A 17,218-nucleotide genomic window follows, 5' to 3' on the forward strand; every position below is an offset into this window, starting at 1 on the left:
CGCAGCCGGTAAAGAAGGAGCCGATGAAGAAGGAGCGCCCGCAGACCATTGCGCAGCTCGACCTGGCGGTGTCCCAGTGTCGCGCCTGTCCACGGCTGGTGCAGTGGCGCGAACAGGTCGCTGCCGAGAAGCGCGCCGCGTTTGCCAACGAAACGTATTGGGGGCGAGCCGTTCCCAGTTTCGGCCCGGCCGATGCGTCGATGTTGATCGTCGGACTCGCCCCGGCCGCCCACGGCGGCAATCGCACCGGTCGGATGTTCACCGGGGACCGCAGCGGAGACGTGCTCTACCGAGCCATGCATGCCGTCGGGCTCGCCAGCCAACCGACCGCGACGCACATCGGCGACGGGCTGACGCTCAACGGAGTTCGTATTGCAGCCCCCGTGCACTGCGCTCCGCCGCAGAACAAGCCGACTCCCGCCGAGCGCGATCGGTGTCGCCCCTGGCTCGACGACGAATTGCGCTTGCTGCGTCCGCGACTGAAGTCGATTCTCGTGCTCGGGGCGTTCGGTTGGCAGTCGCTGCTACCGATTCTCGCCGCGAACGGGTGGGAAATACCCAGGCCTGCACCGAAATTCGGTCACGGCGTGCAGCTCGATCTGGGCTCGATCACCGTGTTCGCCAGCTACCACGTCAGTCAGCGAAACACATTCACCGGACTGCTGACTCCGACGATGATCGAGGACGTGCTCCGGAATGCGGGTCGGCACGCACGCTTGCTGTGATGGCTTTCATTCTGAACATGAACAGCAGCACACCCGCCGGCCCGGCACCGGCCACGATGAGCAGCATCGTGCGCCAGTCGGCCAGCAGCAGAACATCGTTGCCGGGGCCGCCGAACATGCACAGCACTACTGCGACGAACCATCCGAGCAGCGGCGACGCCACCCAGATCGGCCGTTCGGCGACCTTACGCGCGGCCAGAACCAGAGCGACGTTCGCGATGCCCCCGAGCAACGCGCTGATGGGAAACTGCACCGACCCCACGTAGGTCGGGAGAAAGAAGACCGACAGGATTCCGGACAGGAAGCCGTCGAACACCAGTACTGCGACCGTCGCCCACGACACCAGGGCGACAGTATTGGATGCGGCCTTCGAGATCATGCGCCCAATACTGCCTTGGCCCGGGTCGTTTCAGTGCACCGCATTCGAAAACCGGGCATCGCATTCGAAAAACCGGGCACCGGCACTCAGGAAACCGGCGGATAGCCCAGCGAGGTGAGCAAGTTGCTCGCACCCATGGCGATCTGACCCAGAACGTACTGGTACAGATCTGCCTGTGCGCCGAACTGCGGCTTGAGAGAATCGACGAACGCGACGATTGCGTCCTGCACTACCCAGTTGTACATGTGTGTTCCGCCCCTGTTGTCATGAGATCAGTGATTCGGAACACAGCCTAGTACGCCCGCGAACAAGTCGTTCTCCCTGCCCGCCCCGTCGGAGCCGAGCACGCCCCGCACGAGTACGTACTGCTCGTCGAGCAGGATCGGCTGAACGATGTCGTTGGAGAGTGCGTACTCGGCACCCGAGGGCGCAACCGTCACCTGAGTTGCGTGCGCACGCAACGCGTCGGTCTTCGCGTCGAGCACACCGCGGACATCGATGCTGGTGGTGATCATGTCCTCGGCCACACTCGGCAACTCGCCGTCGAGGGGCATGCGCCACCCCTCGGGGATATCGGCGATCGCCCGGAGTCCCGCGTCCAGTTGATCGCGGCCGGTGACGGTCCAGTAGAACTTCGCCACCTCCCACGGAGCTCCGGCCGCGGGATGGGCGTCGGTTCCACAGACCTCGACCGCCTCGGTCACCAGGGAGTGGACCTGCTGATGATCGGGGTGGCCGTAGCCACCCTCCGGGTCGTAGCCGACGACGACCTGAGGCCTGAGTTCGCGCATGACCGACACGAGCGCCCCGAGAGCCTCCTGCCGGTCTGCGTTGACGAATGCGCGCGGTTTGAGAGCAGCCGGGGTTCCGGCCATTCCAGAATCTCGCCAGCGGCCGGCACCACCGAGAAAGCGGGGAGGGTTGCAGCCCAACGCCGCGAGTGCGCGATGCAGTTCCAGAATTCGGTAGCCACCGAGCTGATCGGCTCGGTCGACCACGAGATCGGCCCACGTATCGCCGATCACCTCACCCTCTTCACCGAGCGAGCACGTCAGCACGGTGACGTCGACGCCCGCGCGCACGTAATGGGCGATGGTCCCGCCGGTGGTGATGCTCTCGTCGTCCGGGTGCGCATGGACCAGCAGCAACCGCTGCGGCTGCGTCATCGCTTGTTCTGTCACAACCTGCTCTGTCACAACCTGTTCCGTCATGCCTCGTCGCTCGCTACTCGCTGTGTCATCGTTTGTTTCGGTCTCTGGGTCGGGCAGCCGTTCATCGCTCGCCGAGCATTCGCGCCACATCCGGTAACGACTGCGCTGTCACATCGGCAGGCACGAAATGGTCGGGATAAGGACGGTTCTCGCGATCGAGCCACGCCGTCGACAGGCCTGCCCGGTGCGCACCGTCGATATCCCAGGGGTGCACGGCCACCAGCATCGCGTCGCCGGGTTCGATACCGCACTGCTCCAACGCGTAGCAGTAGGCATCGGCGTGCGGCTTCCACCGTCCGGCGTCCTCGACCGAGAGCAGCAACTCGAAAGCACTCCGCACGCCGGCTCGTTCGAGCAGAGACTGCGCGAGCGACGCGGACCCGTTACTGAGGGTGATCATCCGAATGCCTTGCGCTGCAAGAGCATTCACTCCGTCGACCACATCGGGATGTACCTCGAGCTCGGCGAAACCGGCCATGATGTGGTCCACAGCATCGTCCAACCGGCGATCGATCGCGGCATCGGACAGCAACGCCTCGAGCACACCGGAACCGACCTCGGCGAACGGCCGAGCGGTAGCTGCGACCGCGAGCGCGAACCCGTCCCGCAGCACTCCTGCGAACCACGTCGGGAACAGGTGTTCCGGCGCTCCGACGTCGGCGAATCGCGCCGCCATGGGAGCCATATCGGACAGGGTCTCGTTCACGTCGAAGATGATCACCCGAGGCAAGCGCACGGTGTTCACCGGACCGTCCGGATCCACTTCGCGGCATCGGCGAAGATGCCGACCTCCACCGGCCCGGTCAGCGAGACGCCGGTGATACCCGGCACCGCAGCCACCACGGACTGGTCCTGCATGATCGGCAGCGTCGACGCCAGAGACCACAGCTTGGGCTCGATCTCCTCGGCAACGATCGTCGCATCGACGCCGGTTACCAGGGCGCGGTCGATCGTCGGCTGCAATTCCGGAACACACAGACCGGACAGATTGCGCGGGGCGTCCACGCTGCCGCTGCTCCCCGGAGCCGGCTCGACAACACAGCCGAAGCGCGAGGCCAGGGCCGTTGCCGGGTCCACGCCCGCACTGGTCCACCCGACCACGGCGTCGACGCCGCCGTCGGTCAGCGCCGTCGAGTACAACTCGTCCGCGGGCAGCGGAGTGACGGTCGCGTCGATACCCGCACTGACGAGCTCGTCCGCGGCGGTGCCGGCCACGGCCAGTGCGATGTCGTCGTTCTCGACGGCACCGATGACGAATCGCAGCGCGGTACCGCCGGCGTCTGCGAGTCGGGGTACTCCGGGAGCCGGCGCGCTCGTGGTCGGCGCGCTGGTGGTCGGCGGCGCAGCAGAGGTCGTGGATGCGCCCGCGCTCGGCGTCGAGGTCACGATCGCGTCGGGTGTCGGAACGAAGCCGGCGCGGCGAAGCAGGTCGAGGGCCGCGGTTCTGCCGATCGGGGCGGGTGCGGTCGCGGTGTAACCGGGGTCCGACGGCGACGACAACTGCGCTGCTGCTCGGCGATCCGTCGCCCCTCCGCCGGCCCCGACCGTGGCCAGCAGGTTCGGGTCCAGCAGACCCATGATCCCCTGCCGCACAAGCGACTCCGACATATTCGGTGCCCGGCCGTTCACGGTCATCGACAACACTCGCGATTGATGGATCGTGTCGGTGCGGACCCCGGGAATTGCCGAGAGTTGCGCGCGCGTCGCAGACCCACCCCGAACCTGTGCGATCTGCGCATCACTCGACCGCAACGAATCAGCCAACTGTGCGGGGGTGCCTCCGCGCCGAATGAGGATCTGGTCGGGCGAGGCGGGTTGGTCCCAGAAGCGATCGTTGCGTTCCAGCAGAATCTCGTCCCGGCCCTGGTCGACGGTCTTGATGTTGAACCGCGAACCGGAGACCGGCACATTGTCGGTGAGGCCACCCTCGAAGCCGCCGGGCGAATCCTTGAGCAGGTGGGAGGGCACGAGGTCGGCGAACAATCGCTGCCACGCCGGATACGGCGACTCGAGGGTGACGTCGACGGTCTTGCCGCCTCCCGAAGAGGCAACATCGCTGATCAGTGCGTAGCCGGCCGGATCGACGACGCCCGGCTGCGTGATCATCTGCTGCCAGAGGTACCGGAAGTCCTCGGCCGCAATCGGTGCGCTGTCGGACCACTGGGCCTCGTTGCGTAGCTGGTACCGGATGGTGAACGGAGACTGAGAGGTCACTTCGGCGGAGATCAACAGCGACAGGTCCGGCTCCCACGTGGTCACGTCGGTGTCGGGGTTCAGGGTGGGACGGAACGGACTGGGCAGCACGAGCGAACTGACCGCGGCGGTGGCGGGCGACTGGTCGGCCAGCAGGTGTGGGTTGAACCCGATGCCCACGTCGTCGATCGCCACGACTACGGGGTCGCCGGTCTTCGACGGCACGGTCGTCGTGGTGACCGGAGTTTCGACGCTCTCGATCGGTGGCGGTGGATCCGCGGTGCATGCGGTGAGTACCAGGGCAGTGGCGGAGGCCAGCACCACCGGCATCAGTACGTTACGCAACGAGGATCTCCTTCGTGATCGGCTACAGGTACGGCAGAAGCGACGTCCCACGATGGTGACACGTCGCTTCTGCCGTACAGGATCTGTCTTACAGAGCAGCCTTGTCGCGCGTCTTGCTGCGCGAACGCTCACGGGCGCGCTCGTTGGAATCGAGGTGCACCTTGCGGACGCGGACGACCTCGGGGGTCACCTCGACGCACTCGTCGCCTGCACAGAACTCCATGGCCATTTCCAGGTCCAGCTTCTTCGGCTTGGCCAGGGTCTCCATGACGTCGGCGGAGGACTGACGCATGTTGGTCAGCTTCTTCTCGCGAGTGACGTTGATGTCGAGGTCTTCCTGACGCGGGTTGATGCCCACGACCATGCCCTCGTACGTGTCTGCGCCCGGCTCGACGAAGAACGTGCCGCGGTCGGCCAGCTGGATCATCGCGAACGGGGTCACGGTGCCGTGACGGTCCGAGACGAGCGAGCCGGTGTGGCGGGCGCGGATCTCGCCGGCCCACGGCGCGTAACCGTGGAAGACGGCGTTGGCGATGCCGGTGCCGCGAGTGTCCGTGAGGAACTCGGTGCGGAAACCGATCAGGCCACGCGAGGGAACGATGAATTCCATGCGAACCCAGCCTGCGCCGTGGTTCGTCATCTGGACCATCTTGCCCTTGCGTGCGGCGAGCAGCTGCGTCACTGCACCGAGGTATTCCTCCGGTGTGTCGACCATCAGCTCTTCGAAGGGCTCGTGCAGCTTGCCGTCGACCTGCTGGGTGACCACCTGGGGCTTGCCGACGGTGAGCTCGAAGCCTTCACGACGCATCTGCTCGACGAGGATGGCGAGCGCGAGCTCTCCACGACCCTGGACCTCCCAGGCATCGGGGCGACCGATGTCGAGGACCTTGAGCGAGACGTTACCGATGAGCTCCTGGTCGAGGCGGCTCTTGACCATGCGCGAGGTGAGCTTGTGGCCGCTGACGCGTCCGACGAGCGGGCTCGTGTTGGTGCCGATGGTGACCGAGATGGCCGGCTGGTCGACGGTGATGCGAGGCAGAGCGACCGGGTTCTCCAGATCGGCGAGGGTGTCGCCGATCATGATGTCCGGGAAGCCCGCGACGGCGACGATGTCTCCTGCGACACCCTTCTCGCCGGGAACGCGCTCGACGCCGATGGTGTTGAGCAGCTCGGTGATCTTGGCCTTCTGGACGACGGGCTCGCCGTCGACCTCACGCATCCAGCTGACGGTCTGGCCCTTGGAGAGCTGGCCGTTGTGGATACGAACCAGGGCGAGGCGGCCGAGGAAGGCCGACGCGTCGAGGTTGGTGACGTGTGCCTGCAGCGGCGCGTCGACGTTGCCCTTGGGCGCGGGGACGTAGCTGAGCAGAACCTCGAACAGCTCGTCGAGGTTCTCGGCGTCGGGAGCGTGTCCGTTCTGGGGCTGGACCTTCGAGGCCTTGCCCTCACGGCCGGAGGCGTAGAGCACGGGGAGGTCGAGGGCGAGCTCGGCTGCCTCGGACGCTTCGTCGTCGAGATCGGACGCGAGGTCGAGCAGCAGATCGTGGCTCTCCGAGACGACCTCTTCGATACGCGCGTCGGGACGGTCGGTCTTGTTGACGACCAGGATCACCGGCAACGACGCGGCGAGCGCCTTGCGCAGCACGAAACGGGTCTGCGGCAGCGGGCCCTCGGAAGCGTCGACGAGGAGGACGACGCCGTCGACCATGGACAGGCCGCGCTCGACCTCTCCGCCGAAGTCGGCGTGGCCGGGGGTGTCGATCACGTTGATGACGGTGATGGTGCCGTCGGCATTGCGCTTGTGAACGGCCGTGTTCTTGGCCAGGATCGTGATGCCTTTTTCTTTTTCGAGGTCACCCGAGTCCATGACGCGGTCGATCGCTTCGGCACGTTCCTCGAACGCGCCGGACTGCCGAAGCATGGCGTCGACCAGGGTGGTCTTGCCATGGTCGACGTGTGCAACGATGGCGACGTTGCGAAAAGTAGTGGTGCTGTCGATGTTGTCTGCACTGCTTGGGGCGCTCACGCGAAAAATTCTCCTGGAGTCGAATGCGGGCTCTTGTTCGCTAGCGGGCTTATGTCGCTAGAGAAGCGCGCTGCACCGCGAGGTTCTCGCGACTGATCGAGTTTACCCGTAGTCCGGCAGTGCCCCGCGCCACCCTCAGGTCTGTGACCTGCGCCACCCATTAGTCTTGGTGCCCATGGGCAAGATAAAGGCCGCAGATGTCTCGGGGATGAAGCCCAAGAAAAAATGCTGCCGCAAGAAAGTTCGTTGCATCAAATGCCCCGTCGTGATCATGCGAATGAAGAAGTTGGAATCTGCGGGCGCGACCAAGAAAGACCTCAAGAAAGGTCTGAAGACCGCTCGGGCGAAGTGAGCAGAATTTCCTGTAGGTCCGGCAGCCAGAGTCGGTCCGCATCGACCAGATCCACCGTCGGCAGCGTCGCGGCATCGACCCACCGTAGAGCCGAATGCTCCAGCGGCGCAGGGGTTCCCGAGACGATCGAGGCTCGGTAGGCCCGCAACACCATGCCACCGGAAAGCTCGACGTCTCCACTGAGCGCGGCACCGATCGAACACTCGACCCCCAGTTCCTCGCGCAGTTCGCGAGCCAGTGCGGCGTCCTCGGACTCCCCCGGCTCCACCTTGCCGCCGGGCAGCTCCCACCGACCGGCCAACTCCGGCGGACGAGTTCGTTGCGCGAGCAGCAGACGACCGTCGTCGATCAACGCGGCCGCGACAACCACAGCGGTAGGGGTACCGGACATGCCACCATCTTTCTATGACCGAATTGCTGAACGACCGCGATATCGAGGACGCACAGCTCACCCACTGGACGGTGGCGGAGAAATCTCTGACTCGCACCGTCGAGCTGACGTCGTTTCCCGCCGCGATCGAGGTGGTGAACCGCGTGGCCGACGCCGCGGAGGAGGCGGACCATCACCCAGACATCGACATCCGATGGCGGACGCTCACGTTCGCGCTGTCCACGCACAGCGCCGGCGGTCTCACGCAGAAGGACGTGGATCTGGCGCGTCGGATCGATGCACTGATCGCGCCTTCCTGACACGTCCTGCGTAGACGACCCAGCCGAGGAACAGAGCCGATCCGATCACGTCGACGGCTCCGGCCCAGGCCTCGAGGCCGGGACGGGGGATGGTCCAGATCGATTCCTGGAAGAAGCTCAGCAACCAGGGCACCCCCACCGTGACCGTCACCAGCCAGTAGCCGGCAACGATCTTGGCTCCGGCGATATCGCGCAACGGCCCGTGCAGCAGCCAGATCACCATCGGAATCACCCAGATCCAGTGATGCGACCACGAGATAGGCGACACCAACAGGCCCAGGAGTTGGACGATGACCAGGGTTCCCAGGTAGTCGCGGCGATCGAGCGCTCGCCATGCCAGCACAGCGAGAACCACGGCGATCACTGCGGCGGCGATCCACAGCGGTCCCTGGCCGACGTCCTCGCCCACGATCCGGCTCAGAGCTCCACGCAGAGACTGATTCCAGACCGAGCCGACGGGTCCGATGCGGTCGGCATCGCCGAGCAACGTGGTGAAGTACGTGGCCGCCTGACGCCCCAGCACCGCGTAGCTGACCGCGACGCTGAGCGCGAATGCCACCGCAGAGAACGCTGCGGCTTTCCACCGCCGAGTGGCGAGGAAGTACAGGCCCGTGATGGCCGGGGTCAGCTTGATGCCTGCGGCGAACCCCACGAGTCCGCCCGCCACCCACCAGCGCGAGCTGCGTACCGCGAGTAGCGCCAGCAGCACCAGGAACACGTTGACCTGGCCGTAATCGAGGGTGGTGCGCACGGGCTCGGACCACAGCCCCAGCGCGGTCCACAGCATGGCGATTCTCACCCAGCGGGAGTCGGCGGCCCGGTCGTCGCCGAGAACCATCGACAGGGCCAGCCGGACCACTGCGAACAGCGCGATCATCGTCGCGGCCTGCCAGACGATGCCGACCACCGTGAACGGCAGATAGTGCAGCGGGAAGAACACCAGGGCGGCGAACGGTGGATACGTGAACGGCAGCGGGAAGTCCGGGGTCTGCACCGAGTACGTGTAGTCGTACAGGTTGTCGCCGAGCAGCGCAGCGGAGCCTTCGACGTAGACGTGCAGGTCGACGAGGTTCATACCGTTCGGGGTGACGAACGCCCACACGAATCGGCTGATCACCGAAACTGCCAGCAGAACGGGGGCCAGCCGAACAAGTCGGTTCACGGTGCGTGTGGTTCCGTTCGGTATCGATGCCGTTTATCGACAGCCGAGCTTATAGGGCGATCGATACCCACCCTAACCGTGCCGATCGGCTCGTAACATTTACATCACCTTTCACACTGGTCACTCGTGTAACACGCTATTGTTCGATTCTGCGGAGAATTCGCAGCGCGTGGCCCATAGAATCCTCGATAGAGTTCAGCCGGGGAGGACTGGACCTACTACGGCTGTACATCCGGGATCGCTCTACATAGAGTGACCCCTCGGGCACCGGCTGTCGCCGTGGACCTGCGTCATGATCAGAATGGGGAATATCACCGTGCTTCGTACTCGCGGAACGCGTCGCGTCGTCACAGCTCTGGCTGTGGCCGCAGCCGCCGCACTCGTTGTGCCGACCAGCGCATCCGCTCAGCCTCTGGTGCCCATGGCTCCGGCAGATCTGCCGGCTGCTCCGGCCGATCCCGCAGCGCTGATCGCCCAGTTCCTGCCCGCTCCCGGTGAACCCCTGCCCAACCTCTCCGACGTCGAGGCACTCGCGTCCTTCGCGCCTGCCATCGTCGGTGCAGCTGCAGGACCGGCCGATGTGGGTGCCGCTCCCGCAGCAGATCTCCTCGGCCAGGCTCGCGCCCTTCTCGAATCCGCGCAGCTTCCGGACCAGGTCAAGTCGCTGCTGGAATCGGTCATCACCTTCCTGGACGGATCCGGCGGCGGCGGGCCCGAGCTGCCCTCCGACGGCCCCGTCATCGCACAGTTCCTGTACCCGACCCTGGGCAAGGGCTGCATCTCCGACACCGCAGATTCCGTCGGAACCGCCTTGGCCGTTCCCGGACCGGCCACGTTGCCGCCCCCCGGACCGGCTGCAGGCCAGGCCGGTTTCGTGTTCACCGCCCTCGGTACCGCGCCTCTCGCCGCGCAGCAGTCCGCTCCGCTCACCGTGACGTGGCTCAACATCGACAACCGCCGATCGGGAACCCAGGACCTGACCGGCGCAGCCAAGATCAACGCCGACGGCCCCGCGACGTTGTCGGCCATCGCTGACACCGGTCCCGGTCGCGTGCTGTCCGTGGTGTCCGGATCGATCACCACTCAGTCCAAGGAAGACGCCGAAGCGCCGCCGCGCAGCTGCAACTTCCTGCCGACGATCGGCACGGTCTACGTTCCGTAGCTCACGAGACCACAGCAATTCGCCCCCGGCTTCCTCGAAGCCGGGGGCGAATTGTTTTCGTGCTCATCGGCCGGGGAAAAGACCACCGAATTACACGGATGGTATTCAGACGATGTCGGCACCGGATTTCGACCACTGGCCGTAATCGGACTTCAAGACATTGTTGATATCCACTTTCACTCCACCCACCGTGTCCTTGTCGATACGAATCTGGTGAATGTGCGCTTCGGGATGTACGAACCCCTTCGGGGTCCCCCAATTGTGCTGCCAATACCACTGGCCCAGTCCTGCGACGGACGCCAATTCGATGGTCGGAGCATTTGCGTAGATACCGGTGTTCTCCGCTCCGATCACCGACTGCCAGCCCAGGATGTACGGCGCGATGAGGGTGGCGAACTCGACGGCTGTCGGGTTGTCGTCGATCGATGCGTAGATCGGCCGATCGGACGGGCCACCGGCCGCCAGATGGAGCTCGAGTCCACGTTTCGCATGCTTGACGCCCGCAACGTACCCGCCTCGCCAATCCGCGGTGGCACCCTTACCGAACTGGTAGTTGGAGACCACCTCCAGGCCGGCCTCGGTGAGGGACTGCGCCTCCGACGCGGTCATCGGCTTGCCGACCATCCAGGTCGCGTCGGGACGCCGATCCGACACGTAGCGGACAGCTCCGAGATGGCCCGCGCTCTTGATGGCCGACGCCGACGGCACCCCTCCCGCGTAGTCGACGAGCGTTCCCAGCCCCGCGTCTGCGTGAGCGGTAGCCGAACCCCACGCGGCCAGGCCGACGGCGGCTGCGGAGCCGGCCGCGGCGTACTTGAACAGTTCACGTCGCGAAACCTGCACAAAATCTCCCATGCCGTTCGATTGCTACGGCGCGCCTACGTAACGAAACGCGCCGTCACTGCTACTTTTCGATGTTTTGTCGTATCCCATCACAAACACATGTGCACCGCCAGCCCCACTGCTCACACCCCACCCGCGTGGCTCGTCGTTCACACATGCAACTCGAGCACCGCGCCCGCAGTCATGAATAGGGTGGGGAGGACGAAGCACGAACGACAGCGTGAAGGAGTGGTTGGACATGGGCGTAACTCTCGCCAAGGGCGGAAATGTCTCACTGACGAAGGAAGCACCGAACTTGACCGCGGTCACCGTCGGTCTGGGCTGGGACGTTCGCTCCACCACCGGCGGAGACTTCGACCTCGACGCGAGCGCGATCGGCCTCGGTACCGACAAGAAGGCGCTCAGTGACAACTACTTCGTCTTCTACAACAACCTGCGCTCCCCCGACGGCGCGATCGAGCACACCGGAGACAACCGCACCGGCGAGGGCGAAGGCGACGACGAGAGCATCGATGTGGACCTTGCAGCGCTGACACCCGAGGTGGATTCCATTGCATTCCCGGTGTCGATTCACAACGCGGACGCGCTGGGGCAGAACTTCGGTCAGGTCGTCAACGCCTTCATTCGTGTGGTCGACAAGTCCGACGGCCGCGAACTCGCGCGCTTCGATCTGAGCGAGGACGCGTCGACCGAGACTGCGATGGTCTTCGGCGAGTTGTACCGCCGCGGTGCCGAATGGAAGTTTCGCGCAATCGGTCAGGGCTACGCGTCCGGCCTGGAGGGCATCGTGCGCGATTTCGGCATCGACGTCGGCTGACGCAGGGTGCGCGAGTCCGTCTCGATTGCACAACGGTCTACAGCTGAGCTTGTGACGCCAAGATGATGTGTGGTGATATCAGCGCACACGCAACATCAGCCACATAAGTCACAGGAGTCACACATGTCTCGTCGCCTCAGCCGTCTGGCGGGCGCGCTCGCGCTCTCCTGCGCGGCATTGCTCGCCGTTCCTGCCACTGCGGCAGCGGACCCGGCTCCCGCTGATCCGCTCGCCCGGGCGATCGCCGCATTGCAGGGGCAAGACGGTGCTTCGCTCGCCGCAGCGAATGCCATCGCCGACTCGCGCACCCCGGTCGCCGAGAACACCTCCGCAGACCCCTTCGCGGCCCTCGACGCGGCCAACAAGGCTCTCACCGACTTCGGCATCACGCCGTTCTTCTACCCGACCGCTGCGATCAACTGCGCCGCCACACCGGGCGCGCCGCTCGGAATCGTGCCGGGCGTCGCCGGTGGTGCCGGCGGACCGTGGCCACAACTGAAGGCACCCGCCATCCCCACAATCCCAGGTGTGCCGTCCTTGCAGATTCCCGATCTCAATGCCGTCGACAAGGGCGAGACGATGTTCGCATTCGTTCCGGCCGGCATCGTCAACGACTCGGCCGACAAGTCCGGCATGCAGGTGGCGTGGTTCAACGTCAACACCCTGCAGGGCGGCTTCGCAGACTTCGGCGGCCTGGTCACCACCATGGCCCAGTCGATCCTCGACAACTCCGGAATTCCGGCGGAGTTCAAGGACTTGGCCCGGCCCCTCGTGGTCAACGCACTCAATGCGTTGCCCGCTGCCGGTGCACGCGCTGTCCCCGTGCAAACCGGATCGGGAGCCGTTCTGGCCGCGGTGTTCGGCACCGTGAACCACAAGGCAATCGACGGCTCGGACAAGAGTTGCTTCTTCTTCCCGACGGTCGGCCTGGTGAACGTCGCCTGATTCAGGTTCAATCGAACGATCGAAAAGCCGTGTAGCTCTGCGCTGCACGGCTTTTCGCTGCATCAGGAGCGATCGATGCGGCCGAGCCGACCCAGAACCGCCTGCATTTCGGTGCGCCGCGCGCGTGCGGCCCAGGGACGCAAGCGGTTCCGCCCGCGCATCTGCATGACCGCTCCGGTCACGAGATCTCCGTTGGGCGCGAACCGGACCCGCACCATCTCGTCGAGAGATCGCCTGAAAACGGAGCCGGGGAAACCTCGACGGAACCCGTACGGAAACAGCGGAGCATCGGGTTCGTTGTACTTTCCACCGACGAAAACCGGTCCTGCAGTGCGGAAGTCGCGACTCTGCGCGATGAAGCCGTGGAACGCGCGGCCGGCCTCACGCCCGTAGTACGAAATTCCGACGCGCCCCGATCCGGTGGCGGTGATCGCACCGAACCGCGCACCTCGCACTCCAGGAGCGGACACCACGACGGGTCTCGACCAGCTGTTCGCGCCGTCGGAAGACCACGAAGCGTGCAGCAATCCGTCCCGGTCCGGCCACAGGGCGTACAGGGTGCCGTCGCAGTCGACAGCGACCGACTCCGGCAGTAGGTATCGGGAAGCGAGCAGCAGAAGGTGCAACGGGTTGTGATATTTGGCGAGCGCCGATCCGGGGACTATGCGGACATCCCAGGTCAAACCCTCGTCGCGGCTGACCGCGACCGCGAAACGACGGCCGTATCGGCCGCCGATGTAGACCGTGCCGTCCGGGCCGACGACACCGGTGCCGAATGCGACGTAGTCCGTACTGGGAAGTCCCGGAATGTTTTTCGGGTCGATGTCGAACCCGCCGGCTACCTCCCATTTGGTCCCGCCGTCGTACGAACGCCAGATCACCTGGCGGGTGGCGTTGATCAGAGGTCGCACGCGGAGGGCGAACGGTGTGGGAGCGGACAGGTACGTCACGCGAGCAGATGACGGAGACGACGCGTCCGGTGCGGACACCCGAGGTCCGGCGAATACCTTGGCACCTGTCCTCGCCTTGGATGCCACCCTCCGGAAGCGCCACGTTCGACCTCGGTCGTCGCTGATTCCGAGGTCGAAGCCCGATCGAAACATGCGCGTCGGTGTCGAGTCGACGCGACCGGCGGTGAGAAACAGCCGGTCGTCGGCATCGTCGAAGTACATGTGTGCTCGGCGGCCGGTGTTCACCGTGCCGTCCGGCACCGATGCTCGCCAGGATTGTCCGAAATCGGAGGACTGCAGAACTCCGACGCCGTCGACGGTGTATGCCGGGGCGAGAAAGACGGTGTTGTCCGCGGCTGTTCCGAGGGTGCACGCGGACGACCCGTATTCGGTGTAGGAGATATCGGTGGCGTAGTCGGCCGATGCTGCCGCGTTGGTCGAAAAGCGAAGCCCTGCTCGATATCCCGACGCGACCCGCGGTGTCACGACACCCGCCCGCGGCGGCGCGGGCGTCGTGAAATCGGGACGCGGTGGTGCATTGGATCAGGCTAGCGTCGATTCACGCCTAAAACGCCGAGGCCGATGCAGAAGTCCTGGGCCGAACGTCGTGACAGCTCACAGAACGAAACCGGTCTGTTTCGAGACCGTCGATCGCCGATGCACGCCTTAAGCTTCTGGTGTGCCCTGTGCGTTCGCCGAACCTCTGTTGTCGGGCTCTGCGCGCCTTCATCCGGTCGATGTGCAGGCGTACTGGATGGCGTCGAAGGTCCCCAGTGACCAGTTTCTGCTGTATTGCTTCGAGGGAGCGCGCGAACCACTGGAGTCCACGGTGCGACGGCTGCGCATTCGCAGCGCGGGTATCGAGGTGCTCGGTCTTCGAATTACAGAGGTTCCGTTCGGTCTCGAGCGTCCGCACTGGACTGCCATGGACCCCGGCACGGACACGATCAGCGTTCACCCCGAACCCCGCACGTGGCAGGAATGTCTCGACGCCGTCGCGTCGTCGTTCGAGCGTCAGGTCGACCCGCGACACACGGTCTGGCATCTGCACCTGTATCCGAACGTATCGGGTGCTCCTGCGTGTGACGGGCCGAGTCTTGTTGCTGTTCTGCAACTGTCGCACGCAGCCGCGGACGGAACACTGGCCGCCCGAACTGCTCGCGAGCTGTTCGGTACACAACCCGTGCCCTCTCGGCCCGTTACACCGACTGCGCCACCCGCACCCCTGACCGCCGCCGTTGCCGCCCTGACTCTGCCTGTGCGAGTAGTGCGCATGGCTCGCGCCGGCATTCGGGCGCGACGCGACGCACTGCGATTGGAGGAACACACCGCGTCCGGTTCGGTCCCTCCTCCTGCACGTTCTCGCGCGTTGACGACTCTCGACGTTGCGCCTACGGACCGGACGGATCTGCGAACGATCGTGCTGCCCAAGTCGGCTCTCCAGTTCGCCGACACCTCGATCACCGTCACTGCTCTGACCGCCATTTCCGTTGCACTCCAACGGTTCCTCGGCGATTCGGACGATGCTTCGGCCGATCTCGCAGCCGAGGTCACCGTCGCACGGACGGCTGCAGTGGGCGCACGCAACAACTTCGGCAACGTCGGCGTCGGCTTGTTTTCGGCTGAACCGGACCTGCGGACTCGCAGCCGACTCGTGGCCGCAGACCTGGCCGAGCGCAGAGCGCGAGCAGGTCACCCGGTGTCGTTGACAGCCCGCGCATCTCAGAACGAGACAGAACGCCACGTCCCGGCATTCCTGGCGGCGTGGGGAGTCGCACAGTTCGATCCGACTGCGGTGCCGCCGACCGTCACGGGCAACACTGTTGTCTCCAGTGTTTCGCGCGGTGCAGCGGACCTCACGCTCGGCGGCGGGCCCGTTCGATTCACGGCAGGGTTCCCTGCCCTCTCCCCTGCCATGAGCCTCACGCACGGCGTGCACGGTATCGGCGACACCGTCGCGATCAGCGTGACGTCCAACCGAGCGGCCGTACCGGATCCGGATCGCTACGAGATACTTCTGCGCGATGGCCTCGACGACGTACGTGCCGCGCTGAGTTGAACGCGTCAATGCCAGACAGTTCTCAGCATTTGTCGGGCGTTCGGCTCAGGTTCGTCGGCCACACTCGGTAACCATGAACCAGGAGCAGGTAACCGTACTCGCGGTCGGCGGCACCGGCGAATCGCGTCCGGCCGACCATCGGACCCGCGTCACCGGTCTCCTGTCGTGTGTCGTCGGCGCACTCGACGACCGTTTCGTCGGCCGCTGGGTGGGCTACCCGGCGTCGTACGGGCCCGTTGCGTTCGGGGGACTGAGCTACCGGCACAGCACCGAACTCGGAGTTCGTCGCCTGCGTCGCGCGATCGAGAACACCACTGGGCCTCTCGCTCTGATTGGATATTCGCAGGGAGCCACGGTCGTTCGCGAAGTACTGGGCCTCGTTCACGACGGAATCGTCGACGGCAGCCGCATCGTCGCGGCCGGTCTGGTCTCGGATCCACAGCAGCCGACCGGTGCGGTGCCCGGCTGCACCGGTCGCGGGGTTGCCGGAACCGGGCCGGCTCTGCCGGAGTCGATTCCCACCCATTGGATAGCTCTCGCGTCGGACATGATCTGCAACGCCAGCGACGACAGCCTCGTTCGCGACATCGCCGACCTGACGCGCTGGATGTCGTTCCGCACGCCCAAGACCTGGTTGCGCGAGCTCTGGCTACTCGTGCGCAGCAACAGCTTTCAGAACGCGACTCGCACTCGCCTACGACCGGCCCAGTGGGCGAAGGATGTTCGACGCCTCCGCACCGCGGCCACCGAGGTGTCCGGGTACCTACCCACGTCGCTCGGCTGGAGACGATGGGTGTGGACCAACTCGGGTGGCGGTCGGCACATCGCCTACGCGTCGGAGCCGTACGCAGACGGCCTCACCGGATGCCAGGTTCTCGCCCGCTGGCTCGGCGAGCAAGAGGATCAGCGGCTCGGCCGAGCTCTTCCCGCCGCGCAGGTCGCGTAACGCAGATCAGTCTCGCTTGCAGAGACAGAAGATGTGGCCGACCGGGTCTCGGTACACCCAGAACGACTCGTGCGCGTCGTCGATCAACGTCGCTCCGGCCTCGACGACGAAGTCGCGGGCCTGTTCCATCTCGTCGACGACGAAATCGAGGTGAATCTTGATGCCGTCGTTCGGCCAGTCGACCGGAGTGAAGTCGGGGGCCTTCTGGAAGGCCAACCGCAGTTCGCCCGGACCGTGGACGACCACCCAATCTCCGTCGTCGCGCACCGGTTCCCAGCCGAGGATCGTGCTGTAGAACCGGGCGAGCGCTGCCGGATCGGGACAGTCGAGAACCGTGTAGTCCACGGCGATGACGGGTGCGTTCATGTCGGAATCGTAGCGAGAATCACCCGGGTCGGACTATCGATTAATCT

18 protein-coding genes are annotated in these 17,218 nt (G+C 65.3%); 7 read left to right on the forward strand and 11 right to left on the reverse strand.

The window, feature by feature from the left end; genetic code table 11:
- The first annotated feature begins 23 nt into the window (after positions 1-23).
- Positions 24-725, forward strand: coding sequence for a uracil-DNA glycosylase (locus CH266_RS07000; protein ID WP_027498085.1), 702 nt, complete (start codon positions 24-26; stop codon positions 723-725).
- Here CH266_RS07000 and CH266_RS07005 read toward each other — a convergent pair.
- From CH266_RS07005 to CH266_RS07035, 7 genes are all read right to left on the reverse strand, one after another.
- The gene (locus CH266_RS07005; RefSeq protein WP_027498086.1) at positions 652-1,104 is read right to left on the reverse strand and encodes a hypothetical protein; all 453 of its coding nucleotides are present in this window, start codon (positions 1,102-1,104) and stop codon (positions 652-654) included. The genes CH266_RS07000 and CH266_RS07005 overlap by 74 nt on opposite strands.
- Before the next feature lie 86 nt (positions 1,105-1,190).
- Positions 1,191-1,349, reverse strand: coding sequence for a hypothetical protein (locus CH266_RS25345; protein ID WP_008714214.1), 159 nt, complete (start codon positions 1,347-1,349; stop codon positions 1,191-1,193).
- A 27-nt stretch (positions 1,350-1,376) separates the two neighbouring features.
- Positions 1,377-2,270 carry an N-acetyl-1-D-myo-inositol-2-amino-2-deoxy-alpha-D-glucopyranoside deacetylase gene (gene mshB, locus CH266_RS07010; protein WP_032400274.1) on the reverse strand — a complete coding sequence of 298 codons (894 nt, stop codon included), beginning with the start codon at positions 2,268-2,270 and terminating at the stop codon, positions 1,377-1,379.
- 106 nt (positions 2,271-2,376) lie between these two features.
- Positions 2,377-3,060, reverse strand: coding sequence for a haloacid dehalogenase type II (locus CH266_RS07015; RefSeq protein ID WP_255175861.1), 684 nt, complete (start codon positions 3,058-3,060; stop codon positions 2,377-2,379).
- The gene (locus tag CH266_RS07020; RefSeq protein ID WP_094715011.1) at positions 3,057-4,838 is read right to left on the reverse strand and encodes an ABC transporter family substrate-binding protein; all 1,782 of its coding nucleotides are present in this window, start codon (positions 4,836-4,838) and stop codon (positions 3,057-3,059) included. Before CH266_RS07020 ends, CH266_RS07015 begins: the two co-directional genes overlap by 4 nt.
- 103 nt (positions 4,839-4,941) lie before the next feature.
- Entirely contained in the window at positions 4,942-6,879 is a 1,938-nt protein-coding gene (typA, locus tag CH266_RS07025; RefSeq protein WP_032365354.1) for a translational GTPase TypA, read from the reverse strand.
- Positions 6,880-7,196: 317 nt separating this feature from the next.
- The gene (locus CH266_RS07035; protein WP_032381364.1) at positions 7,197-7,622 is read right to left on the reverse strand and encodes a (deoxy)nucleoside triphosphate pyrophosphohydrolase; all 426 of its coding nucleotides are present in this window, start codon (positions 7,620-7,622) and stop codon (positions 7,197-7,199) included.
- Between the two features lie 14 nt (positions 7,623-7,636).
- On the opposite strand from CH266_RS07035, the gene CH266_RS07040 reads away from it, so the two are divergent.
- A complete protein-coding gene (locus CH266_RS07040; protein ID WP_094715012.1) occupies positions 7,637-7,921 on the forward strand; it encodes a 4a-hydroxytetrahydrobiopterin dehydratase in 285 nt (94 codons plus the stop codon).
- Here CH266_RS07040 and CH266_RS07045 read toward each other — a convergent pair.
- Positions 7,863-9,083, reverse strand: a complete 1,221-nt coding sequence (locus CH266_RS07045; RefSeq protein WP_094715013.1) for a mannosyltransferase — start codon at positions 9,081-9,083, stop codon at positions 7,863-7,865. The two genes, CH266_RS07040 and CH266_RS07045, sit on opposite strands and share 59 nt — an antisense overlap.
- Positions 9,084-9,384: 301 nt before the next feature.
- Here CH266_RS07045 and CH266_RS07050 point away from each other — a divergent pair, with 301 nt between their 5' ends.
- Entirely contained in the window at positions 9,385-10,245 is an 861-nt protein-coding gene (locus CH266_RS07050; RefSeq protein ID WP_176457052.1) for an Rv1157c family protein, read from the forward strand.
- Between the two features lie 105 nt (positions 10,246-10,350).
- Here CH266_RS07050 and CH266_RS07055 read toward each other — a convergent pair whose 3' ends face one another.
- Positions 10,351-11,100, reverse strand: a complete 750-nt coding sequence (locus tag CH266_RS07055) for a DUF1906 domain-containing protein (RefSeq protein ID WP_048315989.1) — start codon at positions 11,098-11,100, stop codon at positions 10,351-10,353.
- A 226-nt stretch (positions 11,101-11,326) separates the two neighbouring features.
- On the opposite strand from CH266_RS07055, the gene CH266_RS07060 reads away from it, so the two are divergent.
- Entirely contained in the window at positions 11,327-11,905 is a 579-nt protein-coding gene (locus CH266_RS07060) for a TerD family protein (RefSeq protein WP_032390340.1), read from the forward strand.
- A 123-nt stretch (positions 11,906-12,028) separates the two neighbouring features.
- Positions 12,029-12,850, forward strand: coding sequence for a hypothetical protein (locus CH266_RS07065; RefSeq protein WP_094715014.1), 822 nt, complete (start codon positions 12,029-12,031; stop codon positions 12,848-12,850).
- Positions 12,851-12,912: 62 nt separating this feature from the next.
- Here CH266_RS07065 and CH266_RS07070 read toward each other — a convergent pair whose 3' ends face one another.
- Positions 12,913-14,286: a sialidase family protein gene (locus tag CH266_RS07070; protein ID WP_032390528.1), complete on the reverse strand. Its 1,374-nt coding sequence runs from the start codon at positions 14,284-14,286 to the stop codon at positions 12,913-12,915.
- A gap of 193 nt (positions 14,287-14,479) precedes the next feature.
- Between CH266_RS07070 and CH266_RS07075 the strand changes: the two genes are divergently transcribed.
- Positions 14,480-15,859: a WS/DGAT domain-containing protein gene (locus CH266_RS07075; protein ID WP_094715015.1), complete on the forward strand. Its 1,380-nt coding sequence runs from the start codon at positions 14,480-14,482 to the stop codon at positions 15,857-15,859.
- Between the two features lie 73 nt (positions 15,860-15,932).
- A complete protein-coding gene (locus CH266_RS07080; RefSeq protein WP_057472826.1) occupies positions 15,933-16,805 on the forward strand; it encodes a PE-PPE domain-containing protein in 873 nt (290 codons plus the stop codon).
- A gap of 6 nt (positions 16,806-16,811) precedes the next feature.
- Here CH266_RS07080 and CH266_RS07085 read toward each other — a convergent pair whose 3' ends face one another.
- Entirely contained in the window at positions 16,812-17,171 is a 360-nt protein-coding gene (locus tag CH266_RS07085; protein ID WP_094715016.1) for a VOC family protein, read from the reverse strand.
- Positions 17,172-17,218: the final 47 nt, after the last annotated feature.

Source organism: Rhodococcus sp. 06-1474-1B, from assembly GCF_002258885.1.
GTDB lineage: Bacteria > Actinomycetota > Actinomycetes > Mycobacteriales > Mycobacteriaceae > Rhodococcoides > Rhodococcoides fascians.

What these genes read in the sequence shown, in the direction of transcription:
- CH266_RS07000 (WP_027498085.1), top strand. Translation starts at nt 24, where the DNA reads ATGAAGAAGGAGCGCCCGCAGACCATTGCGCAGCTCGACCTGGCGGTG.
- CH266_RS07005 (WP_027498086.1), bottom strand. Translation starts at nt 1,104, where the DNA reads ATGATCTCGAAGGCCGCATCCAATACTGTCGCCCTGGTGTCGTGGGCG.
- CH266_RS25345 (WP_008714214.1), bottom strand. Translation starts at nt 1,349, where the DNA reads ATGTACAACTGGGTAGTGCAGGACGCAATCGTCGCGTTCGTCGATTCT.
- mshB (WP_032400274.1), bottom strand. Translation starts at nt 2,270, where the DNA reads ATGACGCAGCCGCAGCGGTTGCTGCTGGTCCATGCGCACCCGGACGAC.
- CH266_RS07020 (WP_094715011.1), bottom strand. Translation starts at nt 4,838, where the DNA reads ATGCCGGTGGTGCTGGCCTCCGCCACTGCCCTGGTACTCACCGCATGC.
- CH266_RS07035 (WP_032381364.1), bottom strand. Translation starts at nt 7,622, where the DNA reads ATGTCCGGTACCCCTACCGCTGTGGTTGTCGCGGCCGCGTTGATCGAC.
- CH266_RS07040 (WP_094715012.1), top strand. Translation starts at nt 7,637, where the DNA reads ATGACCGAATTGCTGAACGACCGCGATATCGAGGACGCACAGCTCACC.
- CH266_RS07050 (WP_176457052.1), top strand. Translation starts at nt 9,385, where the DNA reads ATGGGGAATATCACCGTGCTTCGTACTCGCGGAACGCGTCGCGTCGTC.
- CH266_RS07055 (WP_048315989.1), bottom strand. Translation starts at nt 11,100, where the DNA reads ATGGGAGATTTTGTGCAGGTTTCGCGACGTGAACTGTTCAAGTACGCC.
- CH266_RS07060 (WP_032390340.1), top strand. Translation starts at nt 11,327, where the DNA reads ATGGGCGTAACTCTCGCCAAGGGCGGAAATGTCTCACTGACGAAGGAA.
- CH266_RS07065 (WP_094715014.1), top strand. Translation starts at nt 12,029, where the DNA reads ATGTCTCGTCGCCTCAGCCGTCTGGCGGGCGCGCTCGCGCTCTCCTGC.
- CH266_RS07080 (WP_057472826.1), top strand. Translation starts at nt 15,933, where the DNA reads ATGAACCAGGAGCAGGTAACCGTACTCGCGGTCGGCGGCACCGGCGAA.
- CH266_RS07085 (WP_094715016.1), bottom strand. Translation starts at nt 17,171, where the DNA reads ATGAACGCACCCGTCATCGCCGTGGACTACACGGTTCTCGACTGTCCC.